The organism is Pseudomonas sp. MF09150 (assembly GCF_059862355.1).
This window is the reverse complement of the sequence record NZ_JCBCUS010000017.1, coordinates 1-18,001: the sequence shown is the minus strand read 5'-3', so window position 1 is coordinate 18,001 and position 18,001 is coordinate 1. Positions and strand designations below refer to the sequence as shown.

Genomic DNA, 18,001 nt, shown 5'->3' with positions numbered 1-18,001 from the left:
AGGCTGCCTAATGAGAACCCCTGCCCTCGCGATAACTTTTAGTCATCCCCATGATCGCTTCCCTGCCCTCTTTGGTTTCCCGTCTGCGCCTGCGCCAGTTGCGCCTGCTGATTGCCCTGGACGAACACGGCTCGTTGCACAAGGCCGCCGAACAGATGGCGATCACCCAGCCCGGGGCGACCAAGGCCCTGAATGAGATCGAGTCGGCGTTCGGCACCCGGCTGTTCACCCGCACCAGCCAGGGTCTTGAACCCAATGACCTGGGACGCTGCGCGATCCGCTATGCGCGTTTGATCCACAGCGACCTGGCGCACCTGCGCGAAGAAATGCTCGGCATCCTCCAGGGTCAGGGCGGGCGCATTTCGGTGGGCATCATCATGGGCGCGGTGCCGATGCTGGTCAGCAGCCTGGCGCGGCTGCGGCTGACCCAACCCGAGCTGTCGGTGGAAATTGTCGAAGACACCAGCGCCCGCCTGCTGGGCCTGATCGACCAGGGGCGCCTCGACCTGGCGATCTGCCGCACCAGCGTCAGCCCGCGCCCGCAAGCCTATGACTGCCAGGTGCTGAACCAGGAACAGCTGCGCGTGGTGGCCAACCCCCGGCACCCGCTGGCCCAGGCCGAATCGTTGCAGTTGGCGCAGCTGGAGGGTTATGGCTGGATCATCTACCCGGCCAACATGCCAATGCGCCTGGTGCTGGAACGGGAGTTCAGCGAGGCCGGCCTGGAGTTCCCGCGATTCCCCCTGGAAACCGCCTCGACCTTCACCACCCTGATGCTGCTGCAGCAGGACCCGCAGTTGATTGCACTGATGCCCGAAGAAGTCGCCGAAGCCGCCGCGCGCATGGGTGTGCTGGTGTCCCTGCCGCTGCACATGCGCTCGCGCAGCGAACCCTATTCCCTGGTAACCCGCCAGGGCGTGCAGCTGTCGCCGAGCGCCAGGCTGCTCTGGGACACCCTGCAGGACGCCGACTAGGCCAACTGCTGATACAGCGTCAGCGGCAAGCGGATACCCTCGTTCAACGCCCGCGCATACGCCTGCTGCTTGGCCTGCCCTGGATGATGAATGCCCAGGGCCGCCAGGCGCTGCATCTGCTGCGCCAGGCGCTTCTCGAACTGCTCGTCGAGCAGGTGCGGGGCAATGGCGATCACCAGCAACCCCGATCCCGGCGATTGCGCACCGCTGCGAAAGTCCGGCGCGTCCAGCGACCAGTTGCCGCCACCGACGCAGCACGCCAGCACCTCGACCATCAACGCGATATTGGCCCCACGGCTGCCGCCAAAGGCCAGCAAGGCGCCGTGCATGGCCTCCCGCGCGCTCAGGGTCGCAGCGCCCTGGGCATCGACCGCCCAGCCGGCGGGGATCGCCTCGCCGGCCTGCGCCGCCTTGAGGATATTGACGAACGCCGTGGCGCTGCTGGCCTGGTCGATCAGCACCTGGCGCCCATCGCCACTGGGTGCGGCGAACGCCAGGGGGTTGGTCGAATACATCGGCTGGCGCTGGCCGAGCACCGTCAACAACGGCGGACCGTTGCAGAAGGCCAGCGCCACCAGGCCCTCGGCAGCCAGGCGCCGGGTGTAGTAGCCCAGCTCGCCGCAGGTAAAGCCGTTGTGTTGGGCGAACAGGCTGATACCCAACTGCCGGGAGTTGTCGCACAGGGCGCCAAACGCCTGGTCGAAACCCAGTTGCGCGATGCCCTGACAGGCATCACTGCGGATCATCGCCGGGGCGACCTGAGTGATCAGCGGTTGCGCGGCGCAGGCAATGCGCCCGCTGGCGAAACCGCTCAGGTAGTCGGGCAAGTGCTCGAAACCGACGCTGGCCAAGCCATGGGCCTGGGCCGACACCGTTGCCTCGGCCAGGGCTTGGGCCACCTCCTGACTCGCGCCGGCAGCCAGGCAGCACTGCCGGGCAAACGCCCGGGCCTCTGGCAACGACAGGTGCTTGAACGCTGCGGGTGATTGCATGGGCTCTCCATCAAGGCCGGGGATGAGGTTGCCGGTTACTCCACCAGGCGTGGCGCACCGACGTCAGCGGCCTGCTTGTCGAGGCCGAACGAGCCGAGGATTTCAGCAATCTCGCCCGAGGCATGCAAGGCCTCGATATTTTCATTCAGCGCCAGGCCCAGCGCGGTGTTGGCCTTGGTGTGGGGGAAGCCGGTCTGCCCCGGTTCCAGGGTCGCCTTGACCCGTGGGTCGGGCTCCGAAACCTTGATGCTCTTGCCCTGGTACGCGCCCTTCTGCTGCGAGGCCACGCCCACGGCGAAGCTGTCCACACCCACGGCGATGCGTTTTGACGCCAGGTCCTGGGCCATGGCCACCGGGTTGGGGTACAGCACCAGGTTGTCGCCAAAGGTCTTTTTCAAGTCGTCGACCCACAGGTAGCCCTGCACCGTGCCGATGCGCTTGCCCTCGAGCTCGGAGATTTTCGAAAAGCCCTCACTGGAGATGATGCCCATCACGTCCAGGTACAGCGGCGCGGACAACCCCAGGGCCTTGCTGCGCTCGGCGGTGCGGTACCAGTCGCCGATACCGACATCGGCCCGCCGCGCGATCACCGACTGGATCACCGCTGCCGGGTCGACCACCGTGGCCTTGATCTCCAGGCATTCGCGGGCGGCGATGCGCTTGATGATCTCGCCGTCGACCCCGCTCAACTGGTTGCCCGGCCCGGGGATCGAGTACGGCGGGAAGACCCAGGCGGCGACGGTCAGCACCCCCGGGGTCAGGGTTTCAAACTGATGGGCCGGCTTGCAATCCGCCTGGGCCGCGCCGGCCATCAGGGTGGAACAAAGGACGGCCCAACGGGTCATGCATTTGAAGGAGCTAATCATGGCTTCACCTGTGCAAGGGTTGCATTAAGAGAGCAGCAGCCGAAAAACGGCCCGAGTCGGTCATGCGTGCTGGCTGGGTGCCAGTCTTTTCTCCAGTGCCGCCACGCCCAGGGTCGCAGGCGCACAAACAGCGGCATACATCAGGCCGGCCAGGGTCAGCACCGGCATGTACTCGAACGTGGATGAACCAATGGCCGAGGCGCGGCTGACGATCTCCGGCAGCGCGATGGTGAAACACAGCGACGAGGCCTGGAACATCATGATCGAGAACCCGAGCAACGATGGCAGCGCCACTCGCAGCGCCTGGGGCAGGATGATGAAGCGCAGCGCATCGAGGCGATTCAGGCCAATCACCTCGGCCGCCTCGTTCTGGCCCTGGGCCACCGCCTCGATACCGCCACGTATGATCTCGCTGGTATAGGCCGCCGTGCAGTAGGCCAGCGCCAGGGCCGCGGCCCAGAACGAGCTCAGGGTCAGGCCCGCCGAGGGCAGGCCGAAATAGAAATACTGCAACAGGATCAACGCCGGTGCGCCGCGCCCCAGTTCGACAATCAGCAGCGAGGGGTAGCGCACCACCCGGCGCGGTGCCGAAACCCCCAGTGCCAGCAGCAACCCCAGGACCACCCCCAGCGCCAGGCTGACGGCGGTGACCTGCATCGACAGCACAAAGCCTTTCCACAGCTCGGGAAACCAGGCCAGCCACATCGTCAGGAGCTCGCTCATCGGGCAATCCTCTGTTTCAGGGTGGCCGCCAGCCAGCGCGAGAATAGCGCCACCGGCACGCTCAGAATCAGGTAGACCACGGCCGCCGCGCTGTACACCCCTAGCCCTTGAAAGGTCTGCTGGGACATCTGGTACGCCTGGAAGCTGATATCGCCCACGCCGATGGTCGAGGCCACGGCCGAGTCCTTGAGCAGGCCGATGGCATAGGTGGCCGAGGTGGGAATGGCGATGCGCACCAGTTGCGGCAGCACCACATCAAAGAACCGCTGGGGGGCCGAGAGGTTCAGCACATGCGCCGCCTCGTACTGGCCCTGGGGAATCGCGGCAAAGGCACCGCGATAGACCTCGGACATATGCGCCGCGGTGATCAGCCCCAGGCCCAGCACCGCCGCAGCAAAGGGCGACAAGGCGATGTAGCCGCCACCAATGCCGAAGAAGATGAAAAACAACCAGACAATCGGCGGAATCGACCGCAGGGTCAGCACCAGCATCGCCGCCAGCCAGCGGCAGAATTTCAGGTTCGACATGCGCAGGGCGCAGAGCGGAAAGCCCAGCACCATGCCAATGCAGAAGGCGCCCAGGGTCACGGCCAGGGTCCAGGGCACACCGCGCAACAGGACCAGCAGAATATCCAGCATCAGCGATTCCTCACGGCCTGGAGAAACTGCACCACCCGCGCATGCTGCGGCTCGCGCATCACCTGGGCGCTGGGCCCCTGCTCGATAATCCGCCCTTCGGCCATCACCACCACCCGGTCGGAAACGGTCTCGGCAAAGTGCATCTCATGGGTCACCACCAGCATCGACATGCCCTCGCGCGCCAGCTCCTTCATCACCGCCAGCACTTCCAGGCCCAGCTCGGGGTCGAGGGCCGAGGTCGGCTCGTCGAACAGCATCAATTCCGGGTCCAGGGCCAGGGCCCGGGCAATGGCGATGCGTTGCTGCTGGCCGCCGGAGCAGCGCGCCGGGTAGGTATTGGCCTTGTCCGCCAGGCCGACCCGGTCCAGCAACTGCAAGGACCGGGCATCCGCCTCCCTGGCGCTGCGGCCCAGGGTGCGGATCTGCGCCAGGCTGACATTGCGCAGCACCGTGAGGTGCGGAAACAGGTTGAACGACTGGAACACCATGCCGATGCGCCGGCGCAGCTTGAGCAACTCGCTCCTGGGCAGCGGGCGCCCGGCTTCGATGTGCACCCCGGCCATGCTGACCCGACCCCGAGTCGGCGGTTCCAGTTGGTTGATGCAGCGCAACAGGGTGCTTTTGCCGGAGCCGCTGGGGCCGATGATCGCCACCACCTCGCCCTTGGCCATTTCAAAGCACACATCATGCAAGACGGGATAAGGGCCGAACTGCTTGTGGATCGCATCCAGGCGCAGGAACGGTTCGGCGCTGGACACCGGGCGCGGCGCCAGGGCGGCGGCGCTTTCGATCACGGTCATGCTGCTCATTGTTTTTTTCTCCGGACAGGGTAGACGCCATGCCTGCAAGAATCAGGCAACAACCGCTGTTATCGATCGCCGTCGACTAAGGGGGTACGGGAAAGCTTGACCGCTCCAGTGGCGGTAATCAGCACCTGCTCTTCGAGCTTCACGCCTTCATGGCCGCCCTGCTCGCCGATGTAACTCTCCACCGAGAGCACCATGTTTTCCTCGAAGTGACCGTCATAGCCCCACTCGGCAAAGTCCACCGCGTAGGCCACGCTGGGGTACTCGTCGACCAGGCCCACGCCGTGCAACATCATCATGTAGCGGTTGTGCTCGAACTGCCTGGGCACCGGCCAGCAGCCCTCGGCGAACTCGCGGAACGACAGCCCGGGACGCAGCAGCCCGAGGTTGAAGTTGATTTGCTGCGAGGCAATCTCCAGCAGGTCGCGCTGGGCCGCCGTCGATGCCTTGCCGGGGCAGATAAAGCTGCGGGAAATGTCCGAGAGATAGCCCCCCGGCCCCACCATGTCGGTGTCGAAGCAGACCATTTCGCCGGCGGCGATGACTTTGTCCGAAGCATCCTGAAACCACGGGTTGGTGCGCGGTCCGGAGTTCAGCAGGCGGCTCTCGGCCCACTCCCCGCCCTGGGCCACGTTGGTCCCGTGCATGATGCTCCACAGCTGGTTTTCGGTGATGCCCGGCACCAGGCTGGCGCGCATGCGGGCAATCGCCAGGTCGCACACATCCATCGACACCCGGTGGCTGGCGATCTCCTGCAGCGACTTGATCAGCCGCGCCTGCTCCATCAGCGGCTGGGCATCAAACAGCTGGATGCCCCTGGCCTTGAGTTTTTCCGCGCCCCAGGGGTCGCAGCGGTCCACCGCCAGGCGGCGATTGCCGGCGCCATGCCGGGTCATCAGGTCGGCCACTTCCAGGGCCCAGCGCTCGGCCTTCTCCTCGACCCGGGGGCCGGCCAGGAAATACAGCCAGGGGATGGCCGGGCGAATTTCATCGATGGTCTCGATGTGTTCGCTGTTGTGCCGGCTGCTGGTGAACTCGAACAGCACCACCGGACCATCGGTGGCCACAAACACGTAGCGGCTGGGGGAATGCATCACCCACAGGCCGAGGTTATTGGTGTCGGTGGCGTAGCGAATATTGATCGGATCGGCCAATAGCACGCCGGCGTAATCGTGCTCGCGCAGTTGCTGGCGAATGCGCTCCAGGCGGTACTGGCGCAGGGCCGGGCGATCGATGGCGGCATAGGCCGCCAGCAGGCCGTTATCGACCGGGGCCAGGGCATGCCCGGTAACGCTGGCATCGCTGCGATAGTGCAGCGGGCCTGGGGGTACGGCATTGAGCAGCTCGGTGAAATCGGTATCCGTGTGCATGCAACAACCTCCGCTGGGAAGAGTTTGACGTTAATCAAAACCAATCGGACCAACTTTCGGGGCAGTGACTTAAAGGCTTGGGAAACGGATGACGGCTGTCTTTCTTATTTTCAGGGCACGCTAATCAGCGCTCGCTAGAGGTCCTTGACCAGGCGCAGGGCGTCGTAGATCGCCGCATGGGTGTTACGCGATGACACCGCATCGCCGATTCGGAACAATTGGAAACGCCCCTGAGGGTTGGTCACCACGTTTTGCGCGGTGCCGGCAATCAGGTCCATGTACTCCACGGCGCCTTCATTGGTGGCCAGGGGTTGCAGTTCGAAATACAGCTCGTCCAGGGGGCGGGTGCCATGGTTGACCACGATCTGGTCCACCCGCCGGGTTTTCTCCAGGTCGCTGTAATCGGTGCCGATGGTCGCCAGCAACTGGTCGCCCTCACGGTCCACGGCCTTGAGTCGGTAAGTGACGGTAAAGGTGGTGTCCAGTTGTTGCAGCGAGCGCATGTAGGGCACCAGGTTCATGCCCATCACCTCCGGCGCGAACGAACGGTCGGGGGTCATGATCTCGGTCCTGGCCCCGCTGCGGGCAATGAACTCGGCGGCCTGCAAACCCGCGTGATCGCCGGCATCGTCATACACCAGCACATTGCGTCCGGGCTTCACGTCGCCGGAAATAATGTCCCAGCTCGACACCAGCCACTGGTTGCCCCGTTGCAGGACTTCGGTGTGGGGCAGCCCGCCGGTGGCGACTATCACCACGTCGGCGTTTTCATCGAGGACCATCGCCGCATCGGCCCAGGTGTTGAAGCGGAACTTGACCCCCAGGCGCTCGCACTGCGCCATGCGCCAGTCGATGATGCTGATCATTTCCTTGCGCCGCTCGGACTGCGCGGTCAGGCGAATCTGCCCGCCGGGCTGGTCGGCCACTTCCAGCACCAGCACCTCATGCCCGCGCTCGCCAGCGACCCGTGCGGCCTCCAGGCCACCGGGGCCGGCGCCGACGATCAGGATCTTGCGCTTGCGCGGGGCCTTGGGCACCTCGTGGGGCATGGTGGTTTCGCGGCCGGTGGCGGCGTTGTGGATGCAGTAGGCGGCGCCGGCGTTGTAGATCCGGTCCAGGCAATAGTTGGCGCCCACGCAGGGGCGGATTTCATCTTCCCGGCCCTCGATGATCTTGCGCACGATGTGCGGGTCGGTCATGTGCGCGCGGGTCATGCCCACCATGTCCACCAGGCCGGCGGCAATCGCATGGCGGGCGGTGGCGACATCGGGAATCTTCGCCGCATGGAAGGTCGGGAAGCCGGTCAGGGCGCGAATCTCCCCGGCAAAGTCCAGGTGCGGTGCATTGCGCATGCCCTGGATCGGGATGATGTCGGTCAGCCCGGCATCGGTGGCGATATTGCCGCGAATCACGTTGAGAAAGTCGACCATGCCGCTGTCTTTCAGCAGTTGCGAGATGTGCAGCCCCTCCTCTTTCTCAAGCCCGCCCGCCAGCACCTCGTCACCGGTGTAGCGAATGCCGACGATAAACGCCGAACCGACCCGCTGGCGGATCGCGCTCAGCACCTCGAAGGTGAACCGCAGGCGATTGTGCAGCGAACCGCCGTAGGCGCCCTCCAGTTCGTTGGTCAACGGCGACCAGAACTGGTCCATCAAGTGGCCGTAGGCTTGCAGCTCGATGCCATCCAGGCCGGCGGCCTGCATGCGTTCGGCGGCGTCGGCATAGTCGCGGACGATGCGCTCGATATCCCAGATTTCCAGCTTCTTGGGGAAGGCCCGGTGCGCCGGCTCCTGGTTGTGCGAAGGCGACACCACCGGCAGCCAGTCGCCCTTGTCCCAGCGGGTGCGCCGCCCCAGGTGGGTAAGCTGGATCATCACCGCCGCGCCATGCTCGTGGCATTCGTCGGTGAGGTCTTTCATCCAGCCGACCACTTCGTCCTTGTACGCCAGGATATTGTTGAACACCGGGGGGCTGTCGCGGGAGATCGCCGCCGAGCCTGCGGTCATGGTCATGGCCACGCCGGCCTTGGCGCGTTCGACGTGATAAGCCCGGTACAATTTCTTCGGCATACCCTCTTCGGGGTACGCCGGCTCGTGGGAGGTGGTGATAATGCGGTTGCGAAGTGTCAGGTGCTTGAGGCGATAAGGCTGAAGAAGCGGATCGTTATTCATATCGGTCTCGCATACAGGTCATCAGGCAAGGCAGACGATAGACCCCAATGTACACCAGTGTCAATAACGTCGACGGTGGTGTATATTCACCCCCATCAAGGTCAAGTGGACAAGGAAAAAACGCCCCATGAAAGCAACCACCAACAGTGCGGAAGCGGCCGGCCGCGGCTCTCTGGAGAGCTGGCTCAACGCGGCCTATGAGAGCCTCAAGGAATCGGGGGTGGATGCAGTGCGGGTGATGCCGCTGGCGAAGAAACTCAACCTGTCGCGAACCAGTTTCTACTGGTATTTCCAGGACCGCGAAGCGCTGCTCGAAGCCCTGGTGAGCCTGTGGAAAAACAAGAACACCTTCAACCTGGTGTCACAGTCCGAGGCCTATGCCGAATCCATCACCGAGGCGATTCTCAACGTCTTCGACTGCTGGCTGAACAGCGAGCTGTTCGATTCGCAGTTCGAATTCGCCATGCGCAGTTGGGCCCTGCAATCGCCCGAGGTGGCGGAAGAAATCCGCCAGGCCGATGCCCAGCGGGTGCAGGCCCTGGCAACCATGTTCGACCGTTTCGGCTTCGCCCATGACGCCGCCGTGACCCGGGCGCGCTCGATCTACCTGACCCAGATCGGCTACATCAGCATGAACACCCAGGAGCCGCTGGCCCAGCGCATGCGCTACATCCCCGAGTACTTGAAGATCTTCACCGGGGTCGAGCCCGAACCCCGGGAGCTGGAGCGCTTTTATCGGCGCAACGGTTTTTCTTCGGCCGACCTGCAGGGCTGAAGCGCGCGCCATCGGCGGCGTGCGCCCCCCTCACTCATGGCTGCTCGCCAGGCAGCCCCGGTATCAGGGGCGCCAGCGGCATGGCCTGGGCATCCTGCTCGTCCCACAGGCGCCGGTACAAACCGCCCAGCTCGAGCAATTGACGGTGGTTGCCGCGCTCGACGATACGCCCCTGATCCAGCACCAGAATCTGATCGGCATACTCCACCGTGCGCAGACGATGGGCAATCATCACCACCGTGCGGCCCTCGGCCAGGCGCGATAAAGCCTGCTGGATATCGGCCTGGGCGCAGGGGTCGACCGAGGCCGTGGCTTCGTCCAGCAGCACAATGCGCGGTGCCTTGAGCAGCATTCGGGCAATCGATAGCCGCTGGCGCTCGCCGCCGGACAAGCGCAGGCCGCCCTCGCCCAGCGGCGTGTCATAGCCCTGCTCCAACTGTTCGATAAACGCTTCGCAGTGGGCCTCGCGACAGGCGGCGCGCACCGCCTCCACACTGGCCTCGGGACGGCCGATGCGCACGTTATCCAGCACCGAGCCGTCGAACAGCTGCACATCCTGGAACACGAAGCCGACCTGCTGGTACAAGGCGTCGGTGCCCAGGGCCTTGAGGTCGACACCGCCCAGGGTGATCTGCCCTTGCTGCGGGTCGTAGAAACGCCCGAGCAAATGCAGCAAGGTCGACTTGCCACTGCCGGACGGCCCGACAATCGCCGTCACTGAACCGGCCGGCACCGTGAAGTCGATGCCCTGCACCACCGGCTCTTGGGCATAGCCGAAACTCACCTGTTCAAAGCGCAGCGTCGAATCCTCGGGCACCGCGACTTCGGTGGTTTCAGCCAGGATCGGCTCCGCCATCAGGGCACTCAGGCGCGCCGAAGACTGGCTCATCATGCGCAGTTGCGTGAGGTAGGCCGCGACCTCCAGCAGCGCGTCGATGATCTTGTACGACACCAGCACAAACAACAGCCAGGTCGCCACGTCCAGCGACTGCTCGACAAACAGCCAGGCCGCCATCAGCAGCAGGCTGACCAGGCCCATCTCGATCATCAGGCGCAACAGCTGCACCCCGCCGCCGCCCCAGGCTTCGATGCCCAGACTGCCACGGCGGATGCTGGCGAAGGTTTCTTCAAGGCGCGCGAGCATGCCGTCACAGCGGTGAAACAGACGCAGGGTGCGAATACCGCTGACAAACTCCACCAGCAGCCCCGAAGCCATTTGCAGGCGCCCGGATTGCCGCGTGCCTTCGCGCAGCAGGTAACCCATGCACCCCTGGTACAGCGCCCAGCCCAGGGGCAAGGTGACCAGCAGGCTCAGGGTCAGGCGCCAGTCGACCCAGACCAGCAGCAGGCAGAAAATCAGCGGCACGCTGATCCCGGCAATGACTTCGGCGATCAAGTGGGTGAAGACGTCCTCGACCCGCTTCACATCATCGGTCAGGGTTGCCGCCAACTCGCCGATCCGCCGCTGATGGAAAAATCCCAGGGGCACCAGGCGCAAGTGATCGGTCAGCGCCGCGCGATAACTCATCATCAGGTCATAGGCCCCGATAAAGCAGTCCATCTGGCCGAAGTGGGAAAACAGCAACTGGCCGATCAGACAAGCACCCAACGCCAGGCCCAGCCCCCACCACTCAGCACTCCCGGCGCTGCCGGCGAGCACCCATTGCAGCCCCAGCCAGGCCAGGAAGAACGGCGCGATGGAACAGGCCTGGGCCAGTACCCGCAGACCGATGCCGCGGTACACCCGGTACGGCTGGCGACCGGCAATGCGCACCACATCCTCAAGCATCGACATCCCTGACCTCCTGTTGGCGAATATGCCAGGCATGGGCCTGGAACTGGCTGTGCCACAAGCGCTGGTAAGTGCTGTTGCCGTGGAGCAATTGGGCATGGGAGCCGGACGCGACAAGGCGCCCCTCCTCCAGCAGCAGAATCTGCTCGGCATGGCGCACCGCGTACAAGCGATGGGCAATCACCAGCACCGTGGTCTGCGGGTAACGCTTGCGCAACGCCGTATAAAACGCGGCCTCGGTCAGGCTGTCGGCAAAGGCCGTGGCCTCGTCAAGCACCAATACCGGGGCTCCCGCCAGCAGCGCCCGGGCGATGGCGATCCGTTGCCGCTCGCCTCCGGACAAACGCGTCCCGCGCTCGCCGACCTGGGTGTCCAGGCCTTGAGGCAAGCTGCGCACCAGGTCCCGGGCCTGGACGATGGCCAGTACGTCGTACAACTGCCGATCACTGGCCAGGGGCTTGGCCAGTCGCAGGTTCTGCGCCAGGCTGCCCTGGAACAGAAACGCGTCCTGGCTGACCACGGCAATGGCCTGGGCCCGGTCTCGATCGCCGAGGCTGGCCAGGGATACCTCACCGAGCAGCACCTCGCCACTGTCGGGCGGCAACAGCCCGGACAGCAGATAGGCCAGCGTCGACTTGCCAGCACCGGAAGGACCCACCAGGGCGTTGAAGCTGCCGGGGCGCAACTCGAGGTTCAGGTCCTGCAGAATCGGCCGCGTCTGGTAACTGAACGACAGATGCTGCAAGCGCACCCCGGCATGGGCCGGCAAGCGGCTGCTGACCTGCACGGCCACCGGAACCAGCAGTGGCTGGATCCGCTCCACCCCACCGCAGATCTCGCGGATCACCGAAGAAAAAAACATCAGGCGCAGCAGCGGCTTGAGCAAACCGCTGCCCAGCACCAGAGCCAAAATCAGGTTGGGCAGCGGTAACTGGCCCTGGGCGTTGAGCCACAGCCCCAGGGGCAGCAACACGAAAATATTGGCCGTCAGCAGCACGACAAAAGCCGACCAGCCAGGCACCGCCTTGCGGCTAAAGCCTTCGACCAGGCGGTGGTACGCCTCCAGCCGCTCGCGCAGCAACTTGAAGGAACTGGCGCTCTGGCGGAACGCCTTCATCACCGGAATCCCGCGCAGGTACTCCACGGTGGCGCCGTTGAGCTGTTCGGTGGCGATGTTATAGCTGCGCACCCGCTCGTCCATGCCCCGCGACATGCAGGCCTGGGCCAGCCATGCCGGGATAATGGTGCTGAGCGCCGCCAGGGCCATGCGCCAGTCCAGCCAGAACAGAAAGCCGCCCGCAGCCAAGGGCGTGACCACGGCTGCGATCAGTTCGATGCTGTGGTGGGCGATAAAGGTTTCCAGGCGCTCGACGTCATTCAGGATGATCTTGCGCAAGCCGCCGGAGCTGTAGCGGCCGAGCATCTGCAACGGCAAGCGGGTCAAGGACTGGGCCAGGCGCAAGCGGACCTCGTAGAGGATCTGGAACGCCGCCACATGACTGAAATAGCCGCCGAGGGTCAGCAGCCCGTATTTGCCCAGCAGCGCCAGCAGCACCAAACCGGCCAAGTGCAGCAGGTCCCGGCCTGGCGGGGCATCGAGCAAGGCCAGCTCCGCCGCGCGGTACAACAGGTAATACAGCAACAGCTCCAGCAGCGCCGAGCCGGCGGCCAGGCTCACGGCCAAGCCCAGCCGAGCGCGCTGCCCCGCCAGCAAACCGATCAGGGTGGCCATCGGCGACGCGCGTTCCGATCCGGGGTTGGAAGATTGCATGGGCTCTCCTGAGCTGAAAATGCGCAGGCGCAAGGATAGAAACTCTCACCCAAGATGTAAATGCGAATCACTACTGATTGATCTCAAGCCTGCACCAAGCAAAAAAACTAAACCTTTTGCCCGGCCGCTGGCTCAACAGTAAGACGACATCCTCGTCCCCTGATAATGAAATGGAGATCACCATGAACACACTGCTGATGAAACAGATGGGCCTGTCCTTCCTGCTGCTGGCCGGTACCGTGGGCAGCGCCGCTGCCGCCACCTCCAACAGCTTCGTCAATGACGCGGCGCAAGGCGGAATCAACGAAGTCGAAAGCGCCAAGCTGGCCCTGGAAAAAAGCAGCGCAGCCGACGTCAAGGCGTTTGCCCAGCAGATGGTCACCGACCACACCAAGGCCAATCAGGAGCTGACGACCCTGGCGAAAAAACTCGATATCGAGGTGCCGGATGAAGCCTCGCTCACGGAAAAAGCCAAGAAGATGATTCTCGAAATGCGTGACGAATCCTTCGACAAGGCCTACGCCAACAACCAGGTCAAGGCTCACGAGGACACCGTCGCCCTGTTCAAAAAAGAAGCCGCCTCCTCGGATAACGCCGAACTCAAGGCGTTTGCCCAGCAGACCCTGCCGACGCTGGAGCACCACCTGGACATGGCGAAAAAACTGCAGGCGCAGCACGCCAAGTAACCGCCGGCCCGAACGCCCCAAGCAGCACCCGGACCCCGCCCGAAAGGCGGGGTTTGCATGGGAGCTCAATCATTGGGCAGCGGCATGTCCTTGTCGCTGGGGATGCCATCGCCGGCGCTGGGCTCGTTCCAGTCTTCGGGGCGCTCGCGGGTTACCACCTCGGGGCGCGCCAAGGGGTCCTTCTGCAACGGGTCGAACGGCTCGGCAGAGGGCTCGGCCGGTGCCGGATCGGGGCGTGGGGTTTGCGCTTGATCGTCGAAACTCGAATCAGTGGACATAAACACCTCAGGGCTTGGGTCCAGCCAACCTGGGCCATGATCTTTCGACGTTCGGAGCGGCGGTGCAGTGCATTCGAGGTGACGAATGGCCTGGGCTTGACTTGGGTCACGGAAATGCAATTGTCCTACAATTATTTTGAACCTTTTTGAACGAAATCGATTCTTTCTCACAAGCTAATGGAGGGCCTTATGGGAAACCCGGCAATTTACGTAATCGAATACCACCTACAGGGTGCACACAAGACCTTCGTCATCCGCGCCGACGGCATGGATAACGCACAGGCCTGGCATTGGGCCAGTTGTGACGCCGGCATCGGCACCATCCCCAAGTCTTCTCGGGACAAGGTCAAGCGCGTCACCCGCCCCCTGGCCGAACGCTACGGCCTGACCGATGTGCAATGGCGCCCCTCGACCCAAATCGACTGGACCGGAGAATCAAGCCTGTGAACGCCCACGCCCTGAAGACCAGCCTCGACTGCAACCCCTGGGACGAGGAAATCGCGCGCAACACCCAACTGTTCTTCGAGGCCGACCGCCTCGACGACCTGGCCTACACCATCATCGGTGGCCAGGACGGCCCGGACGCCGTGTGGGAACGCTACAGCCAGGCCAAGAAAGCCGCGGACGCCAAACGCACCGAGGCCTATCAGGACTGGATGCGCATCCGCCGCGCCATGCAGCAATCACCTCATGCTTCGTGATTACGAAATCCACTACCTGCTGCAGGGACACAAAAAAGTGTCCCTGCACGCCTCGACCCAGATGACCGAGTTCGACGCCTGGTTCTGCGCCGCCCTCGACTGCGCCATCCCCCTGCGCGAACTGCCGTCGCTGCGTTCCCTGGCCATCATCAAAAGCATCCTTGAGCCCCACGGCATCAGCTCGGTGCGCTGGAACTTGGCGCCGAAGACCTCGGTGGCTCAGAAGTAGTGTTTCATTGCAGTTTGTGGTGTTTCCAAGCTTTGGATTTTGGGTTGGTTAACGAGCTTAAAGACACAGCGCTGTAACGGGCGAATATAGCTCAGACGTATTGTGTTCATCGCGCAGCCTCGCCGTTCACTCGCTGTTTGACGGTAAAAAACGGATGGAGCGAATAATGTCGAGCACCTCCGGTAAAGCCTCCTCAGAAGTGGCAAGAACCGGTTTGTTGCGAGCTTGCCAGATTTCCCGAGGGTCGGCGCCAAGCCTGATACCGCCATTTCTAGTAATTAGCGTATGGTTTACATCGCCCATACATAGGCTGAGGATGCGTGGTCGAGGCGGGGCGACCCCGGTGAAAGTTGAAATATAGGCTTCAGTGTAATAGTGCGAATTAAGTGAGCCCAACTTGCGCATCTGGATGTCGCGAATATCCTCTGCGGAAAGCTCCCGGTACTCCTTAAACTCCATCGGACATACTTTGATAGCTGTATCAGGTCGACAACTAAAGGAGATCGATGGTGGCTGCCTACCTCCTAAATACCGATCGTAGCTGAAATAACCATACGGATAGAGTTATGAACTCTCGTCCGCCTGGGCTCTCCCACCCTCTTTTGCAACGAACTCGAATGCACAACCCTGTAGCGGAAGAACATACCGCTGCATGCCTTTGGGCAGTTTCTTATCTCCGGGCTCAGACGCTCTTTCAGCGTCGAGAACGGTTTTACCCACTGCGACATATGGAGCAAGTCCCAAAATCACGCCGGCCATAAGCAGAGGTATCAGATGTATTGTGTTCATCGCGCAGCCTCGTCTTTCACTCGCTGTCTGACGGTAAAAAGCGGATGGAGCGAATAATCTCCAGCGTCGCAGGAAGGGCAGTTTCAGAAGTGGACTGAAGTTTTTTTCCTGGGGTTTCGGAAACGTCTCTGGAATCGTAGCCAAGCTCGAATCCACCATTGCTAGTGATCAACGTATGGGTATTATCGCCCAGACAAAAGCTAAGACTTCTAACTTGGCCCGGCAAGGAGCTATTAAGAGGAAACGACGATATCTGGGCGATATTAAAGTAAGCGGGGTGCAAATTCTCCAAGCGACGTATGTTGTAGTATCGGATATTTTCTGTGGGCTCAACGGGAAGCAATTTTAGGCATAACTCCGTGGCATTACCGGGGTAGCAAATGAAGGATGTCGATGGTGGCTTTTCACCATTCACATAACGACTGTAACTGAAAAAGCCGTACGGATTGGGTGATAAACTCTCGCTTGCCCTAGCTCTTCCTCCCTCTTTTGCAACGAACTCAAAAGCACACCCCAGTAATGGAAGAACATAGCGCTGCATGCCTTTTGGCAGTTTTTTATCACCGGGCTCAGACACTCTTTCAACATCTATAGCGGTTTCACCCACTGCGAATTGTGAGGCGAGGCCCATTAGCAGACCAGCCATAAGCAGAGGGATCAGGCGTATTGTGTTCATCGTGGCTCCTCACCTTTCACTCGCTGACTGCCGGCAAAAAACGGATGGAACGAATAATGTCGAGCACCTCCGGTAAAGCCCCCTCGGAAACGGGAAGTACTGGTTTGTTGCGGGCTTGCCAGATTTCGCGAGGGTCGGTTCCGAGAAAGATACTGCCGTTTTCGGTAACAAGCGTATGGTTTTCATCGCCAATACATAGGCTGAGGCTACGTGATCGAGGCGGGGCGACTCCAGTGGAGGTTGAGATATACGCCTCAGTGTAGTAGTGCGAATTGAGCGAGCCCAACTTGCGCATTTGGATATCGCGAATATCTTCTGCGGAAAGTTCGCGGTACTCCTTAAACTCTATTGGGCATATTTTAGTGGCTGCGCCTGATCGGCAACTAAAGTAGAGCGATGGCGGCTTCTTACCATTCACATAGCGGCTATAACTGAAAAAACCATACGGATAGGGCGAGAAACTCTCGCTTTCCCTGGCTCTTCCTCCTTCTTTTGCAACGAACTCGAAAGTACACCCCTTTAGCGGAAGAACATAGCGCTGCATGCCTTTGGGCAGTTTTTTATCACCGGACTCAGACACTATTTTAACATCTATGGCGGTTTCACCCACTGCGATAAATGGGACAAGTTCCACGAGCAGACCGGCCATAAGCAGGGGGATCAGACGTATTGTGCTCATCGTGGCTCCTCACTTTTAACGTGGTAATTCGCTGGTAGAAACTGCATCACACCATTGGTATCAGGAAAGATACTTTGATCAAGTAGCAACACTTGCGCGTAGGCATGGGCGTGATAACGGTCGACTAAGCCGTTGAGCTGCGGGTTGATACGGTTGATATGGCCAGGCAGATTGATCAGGCAACTCACACGACGAAATGACACATGCTCATAAAAGGTGAAGCGTTGGCCCGGCCATTGTTGGCTACTGGTATGAATAGTGAAGGGATGGCGGACATTCCGCGATGCCACATCCGCTTCCCGATTGGCTGTGTTCATGGCCCAGTAGTATCCGGCACTGTCCGTGGCGTCGTACGGTGTATCTGCGATGTTGACGCGCCAATCCACCATTTTCCTTGGCAGTTGCGTTTCCATTTCCTGCAATGGCTGATTGCTGCGTTGGGCATTAGCTTGCTGTTGTGCCAGCCTCAACCTGCGCTCCACATCAGCATCAATTGCGCGGCCACGCCAGTACCAATAGTCGAGGTAATTGCTGGGATGAGTGAGTTGTAGGAAGCCTCGCCCTATCCAGGGTGCATACCACCGGTTAGTGGCCTGAACTTCCTCTGTCAGGCGTAGCCAAGCAGTTTCCTGTACGGCGTTACCGAAAAAGGCCGCCAAACGGGCGGGAGTGTTGATGCCATACTTGCTCAGCACGCGATTGAGGTCGGCTGAGTGGGCCAGGACTAATCGACCAGCATCAAGATGCACCCTTTCATATACGATCTGAGCAGGAATGCCTGCTCCAGCCCCACGCAACGCCCGTGCCGGAACCATCTGCCTAAGTTCGGCAGGACTCAACCACCCACACCTCTTGAACACCTCAATAAACCGCAACGGATGAAAGTGATAATGCACCTTGCCCAAGGCCAGCCCTTCTTTCACCGCGTCCTCCCAAAACGCCAGCGCTCCATGGTGGTGCTTGAGCTTGTCGTAGGCCTCAGGTGACAGGCACAGGCTGAGCAGCACGTTGGCCGGAACGTCGTTTGGATCGTCGCCTTTGATCCAGCCCCAGCGCTGGTCGAAGTCGTCGCGCGACCACTCGGT

General features: G+C 61.9%; 20 protein-coding genes. 6 read left to right on the top strand and 14 right to left on the bottom strand.

The genetic code is table 11. From position 1 onward, the window contains the following. Window positions 1–50: 50 nt before the first annotated feature. A complete protein-coding gene (locus AC19YX_RS33540) occupies window positions 51–974 on the top strand; it encodes a LysR family transcriptional regulator (protein WP_500607949.1) in 924 nt (307 codons plus the stop codon). Here AC19YX_RS33540 and AC19YX_RS33535 read toward each other — a convergent pair. The 7 genes from AC19YX_RS33535 to AC19YX_RS33505 form a co-directional block, all read right to left on the bottom strand. Next, entirely contained in the window at window positions 971–1,966 is a 996-nt protein-coding gene (locus AC19YX_RS33535) for an Ldh family oxidoreductase (RefSeq protein ID WP_500607948.1), read from the bottom strand. The two genes, AC19YX_RS33540 and AC19YX_RS33535, sit on opposite strands and share 4 nt — an antisense overlap. A gap of 35 nt (window positions 1,967–2,001) precedes the next feature. Further along, a complete protein-coding gene (locus AC19YX_RS33530; protein ID WP_078474095.1) occupies window positions 2,002–2,832 on the bottom strand; it encodes an ABC transporter substrate-binding protein in 831 nt (276 codons plus the stop codon). A gap of 60 nt (window positions 2,833–2,892) precedes the next feature. Then, on the bottom strand, window positions 2,893–3,555 hold the full coding sequence (locus AC19YX_RS33525) for an amino acid ABC transporter permease (protein WP_078474096.1): 663 nt from the start codon (window positions 3,553–3,555) through the stop codon (window positions 2,893–2,895). Further along, entirely contained in the window at window positions 3,552–4,193 is a 642-nt protein-coding gene (locus AC19YX_RS33520; protein WP_078474097.1) for an amino acid ABC transporter permease, read from the bottom strand. The genes AC19YX_RS33525 and AC19YX_RS33520 overlap by 4 nt, the downstream gene beginning before the upstream one ends. Continuing rightward, window positions 4,193–5,002 carry an amino acid ABC transporter ATP-binding protein gene (locus tag AC19YX_RS33515; protein ID WP_078474098.1) on the bottom strand — a complete coding sequence of 270 codons (810 nt, stop codon included), beginning with the start codon at window positions 5,000–5,002 and terminating at the stop codon, window positions 4,193–4,195. Before AC19YX_RS33515 ends, AC19YX_RS33520 begins: the two co-directional genes overlap by 1 nt. A 59-nt stretch (window positions 5,003–5,061) precedes the next feature. Beyond that, on the bottom strand, window positions 5,062–6,369 hold the full coding sequence (locus AC19YX_RS33510; RefSeq protein ID WP_500607947.1) for a M24 family metallopeptidase: 1,308 nt from the start codon (window positions 6,367–6,369) through the stop codon (window positions 5,062–5,064). Window positions 6,370–6,503: 134 nt separating this feature from the next. Beyond that, the gene (locus AC19YX_RS33505) at window positions 6,504–8,540 is read right to left on the bottom strand and encodes an NADH:flavin oxidoreductase (RefSeq protein ID WP_078474100.1); all 2,037 of its coding nucleotides are present in this window, start codon (window positions 8,538–8,540) and stop codon (window positions 6,504–6,506) included. Window positions 8,541–8,667: 127 nt separating this feature from the next. On the opposite strand from AC19YX_RS33505, the gene AC19YX_RS33500 reads away from it, so the two are divergent. After that, on the top strand, window positions 8,668–9,315 hold the full coding sequence (locus AC19YX_RS33500) for a TetR/AcrR family transcriptional regulator (protein WP_078474101.1): 648 nt from the start codon (window positions 8,668–8,670) through the stop codon (window positions 9,313–9,315). A gap of 34 nt (window positions 9,316–9,349) precedes the next feature. Here the strand turns inward: AC19YX_RS33500 and AC19YX_RS33495 are convergent, their stop codons facing one another. Next, window positions 9,350–11,110 carry an ABC transporter ATP-binding protein gene (locus AC19YX_RS33495; protein WP_500607946.1) on the bottom strand — a complete coding sequence of 587 codons (1,761 nt, stop codon included), beginning with the start codon at window positions 11,108–11,110 and terminating at the stop codon, window positions 9,350–9,352. Next, window positions 11,097–12,878, bottom strand: coding sequence for an ABC transporter ATP-binding protein (locus tag AC19YX_RS33490; RefSeq protein ID WP_421546651.1), 1,782 nt, complete (start codon window positions 12,876–12,878; stop codon window positions 11,097–11,099). The genes AC19YX_RS33495 and AC19YX_RS33490 overlap by 14 nt, the downstream gene beginning before the upstream one ends. Before the next feature lie 182 nt (window positions 12,879–13,060). Between AC19YX_RS33490 and AC19YX_RS33485 the strand changes: the two genes are divergently transcribed. Further along, window positions 13,061–13,564, top strand: a complete 504-nt coding sequence (locus tag AC19YX_RS33485) for a DUF4142 domain-containing protein (RefSeq protein WP_078474107.1) — start codon at window positions 13,061–13,063, stop codon at window positions 13,562–13,564. A gap of 65 nt (window positions 13,565–13,629) precedes the next feature. On the opposite strand, the gene AC19YX_RS33480 is transcribed toward AC19YX_RS33485, so the two are convergent. Continuing rightward, on the bottom strand, window positions 13,630–13,842 hold the full coding sequence (locus AC19YX_RS33480) for a hypothetical protein (protein ID WP_020294829.1): 213 nt from the start codon (window positions 13,840–13,842) through the stop codon (window positions 13,630–13,632). 189 nt (window positions 13,843–14,031) lie between these two features. On the opposite strand from AC19YX_RS33480, the gene AC19YX_RS33475 reads away from it, so the two are divergent. Genes AC19YX_RS33475 through AC19YX_RS33465 form a run of 3 tightly spaced genes read left to right on the top strand, consistent with a single transcriptional unit; the run spans window position 14,032 to window position 14,772 of the window. Further along, the gene (locus AC19YX_RS33475; RefSeq protein WP_020294830.1) at window positions 14,032–14,289 is read left to right on the top strand and encodes a DUF6555 family protein; all 258 of its coding nucleotides are present in this window, start codon (window positions 14,032–14,034) and stop codon (window positions 14,287–14,289) included. After that, the gene (locus tag AC19YX_RS33470; RefSeq protein WP_078474103.1) at window positions 14,286–14,543 is read left to right on the top strand and encodes a hypothetical protein; all 258 of its coding nucleotides are present in this window, start codon (window positions 14,286–14,288) and stop codon (window positions 14,541–14,543) included. The genes AC19YX_RS33475 and AC19YX_RS33470 overlap by 4 nt, the downstream gene beginning before the upstream one ends. Beyond that, complete coding sequence (locus tag AC19YX_RS33465; protein WP_078474104.1) at window positions 14,533–14,772, top strand: DUF6555 family protein; 240 nt, start codon at window positions 14,533–14,535, stop codon at window positions 14,770–14,772. The genes AC19YX_RS33470 and AC19YX_RS33465 overlap by 11 nt, the downstream gene beginning before the upstream one ends. 126 nt (window positions 14,773–14,898) lie before the next feature. On the opposite strand, the gene AC19YX_RS33460 is transcribed toward AC19YX_RS33465, so the two are convergent. The 4 genes from AC19YX_RS33460 to AC19YX_RS33445 all read right to left on the bottom strand — a co-directional run. After that, window positions 14,899–15,231: a hypothetical protein gene (locus tag AC19YX_RS33460; protein ID WP_500607945.1), complete on the bottom strand. Its 333-nt coding sequence runs from the start codon at window positions 15,229–15,231 to the stop codon at window positions 14,899–14,901. A gap of 346 nt (window positions 15,232–15,577) precedes the next feature. After that, entirely contained in the window at window positions 15,578–16,237 is a 660-nt protein-coding gene (locus AC19YX_RS33455) for a hypothetical protein (RefSeq protein ID WP_500607944.1), read from the bottom strand. A 16-nt stretch (window positions 16,238–16,253) separates the two neighbouring features. Continuing rightward, a complete protein-coding gene (locus tag AC19YX_RS33450) occupies window positions 16,254–16,916 on the bottom strand; it encodes a hypothetical protein (protein ID WP_500607943.1) in 663 nt (220 codons plus the stop codon). Next, a partial coding sequence (locus tag AC19YX_RS33445) for a hypothetical protein (RefSeq protein ID WP_500607942.1) occupies window positions 16,913–18,001 on the bottom strand: 1,089 nt, incomplete at its 5' end. The genes AC19YX_RS33450 and AC19YX_RS33445, both read right to left, overlap by 4 nt.

Excerpts from the sequence above, each read along its gene's own strand:
- AC19YX_RS33540 (WP_500607949.1), top strand. The coding sequence starts at position 51 with ATGATCGCTTCCCTGCCCTCTTTGGTTTCCCGTCTGCGCCTGCGCCAG.
- AC19YX_RS33535 (WP_500607948.1), bottom strand. The coding sequence starts at position 1,966 with ATGCAATCACCCGCAGCGTTCAAGCACCTGTCGTTGCCAGAGGCCCGG.
- AC19YX_RS33530 (WP_078474095.1), bottom strand. The coding sequence starts at position 2,832 with ATGATTAGCTCCTTCAAATGCATGACCCGTTGGGCCGTCCTTTGTTCC.
- AC19YX_RS33525 (WP_078474096.1), bottom strand. The coding sequence starts at position 3,555 with ATGAGCGAGCTCCTGACGATGTGGCTGGCCTGGTTTCCCGAGCTGTGG.
- AC19YX_RS33520 (WP_078474097.1), bottom strand. The coding sequence starts at position 4,193 with ATGCTGGATATTCTGCTGGTCCTGTTGCGCGGTGTGCCCTGGACCCTG.
- AC19YX_RS33515 (WP_078474098.1), bottom strand. The coding sequence starts at position 5,002 with ATGAGCAGCATGACCGTGATCGAAAGCGCCGCCGCCCTGGCGCCGCGC.
- AC19YX_RS33510 (WP_500607947.1), bottom strand. The coding sequence starts at position 6,369 with ATGCACACGGATACCGATTTCACCGAGCTGCTCAATGCCGTACCCCCA.
- AC19YX_RS33505 (WP_078474100.1), bottom strand. The coding sequence starts at position 8,540 with ATGAATAACGATCCGCTTCTTCAGCCTTATCGCCTCAAGCACCTGACA.
- AC19YX_RS33500 (WP_078474101.1), top strand. The coding sequence starts at position 8,668 with ATGAAAGCAACCACCAACAGTGCGGAAGCGGCCGGCCGCGGCTCTCTG.
- AC19YX_RS33495 (WP_500607946.1), bottom strand. The coding sequence starts at position 11,110 with ATGTCGATGCTTGAGGATGTGGTGCGCATTGCCGGTCGCCAGCCGTAC.
- AC19YX_RS33490 (WP_421546651.1), bottom strand. The coding sequence starts at position 12,878 with ATGCAATCTTCCAACCCCGGATCGGAACGCGCGTCGCCGATGGCCACC.
- AC19YX_RS33485 (WP_078474107.1), top strand. The coding sequence starts at position 13,061 with ATGAACACACTGCTGATGAAACAGATGGGCCTGTCCTTCCTGCTGCTG.
- AC19YX_RS33480 (WP_020294829.1), bottom strand. The coding sequence starts at position 13,842 with ATGTCCACTGATTCGAGTTTCGACGATCAAGCGCAAACCCCACGCCCC.
- AC19YX_RS33475 (WP_020294830.1), top strand. The coding sequence starts at position 14,032 with ATGGGAAACCCGGCAATTTACGTAATCGAATACCACCTACAGGGTGCA.
- AC19YX_RS33465 (WP_078474104.1), top strand. The coding sequence starts at position 14,533 with ATGCTTCGTGATTACGAAATCCACTACCTGCTGCAGGGACACAAAAAA.
- AC19YX_RS33460 (WP_500607945.1), bottom strand. The coding sequence starts at position 15,231 with ATGGAGTTTAAGGAGTACCGGGAGCTTTCCGCAGAGGATATTCGCGAC.
- AC19YX_RS33455 (WP_500607944.1), bottom strand. The coding sequence starts at position 16,237 with ATGAACACAATACGCCTGATCCCTCTGCTTATGGCTGGTCTGCTAATG.
- AC19YX_RS33450 (WP_500607943.1), bottom strand. The coding sequence starts at position 16,916 with ATGAGCACAATACGTCTGATCCCCCTGCTTATGGCCGGTCTGCTCGTG.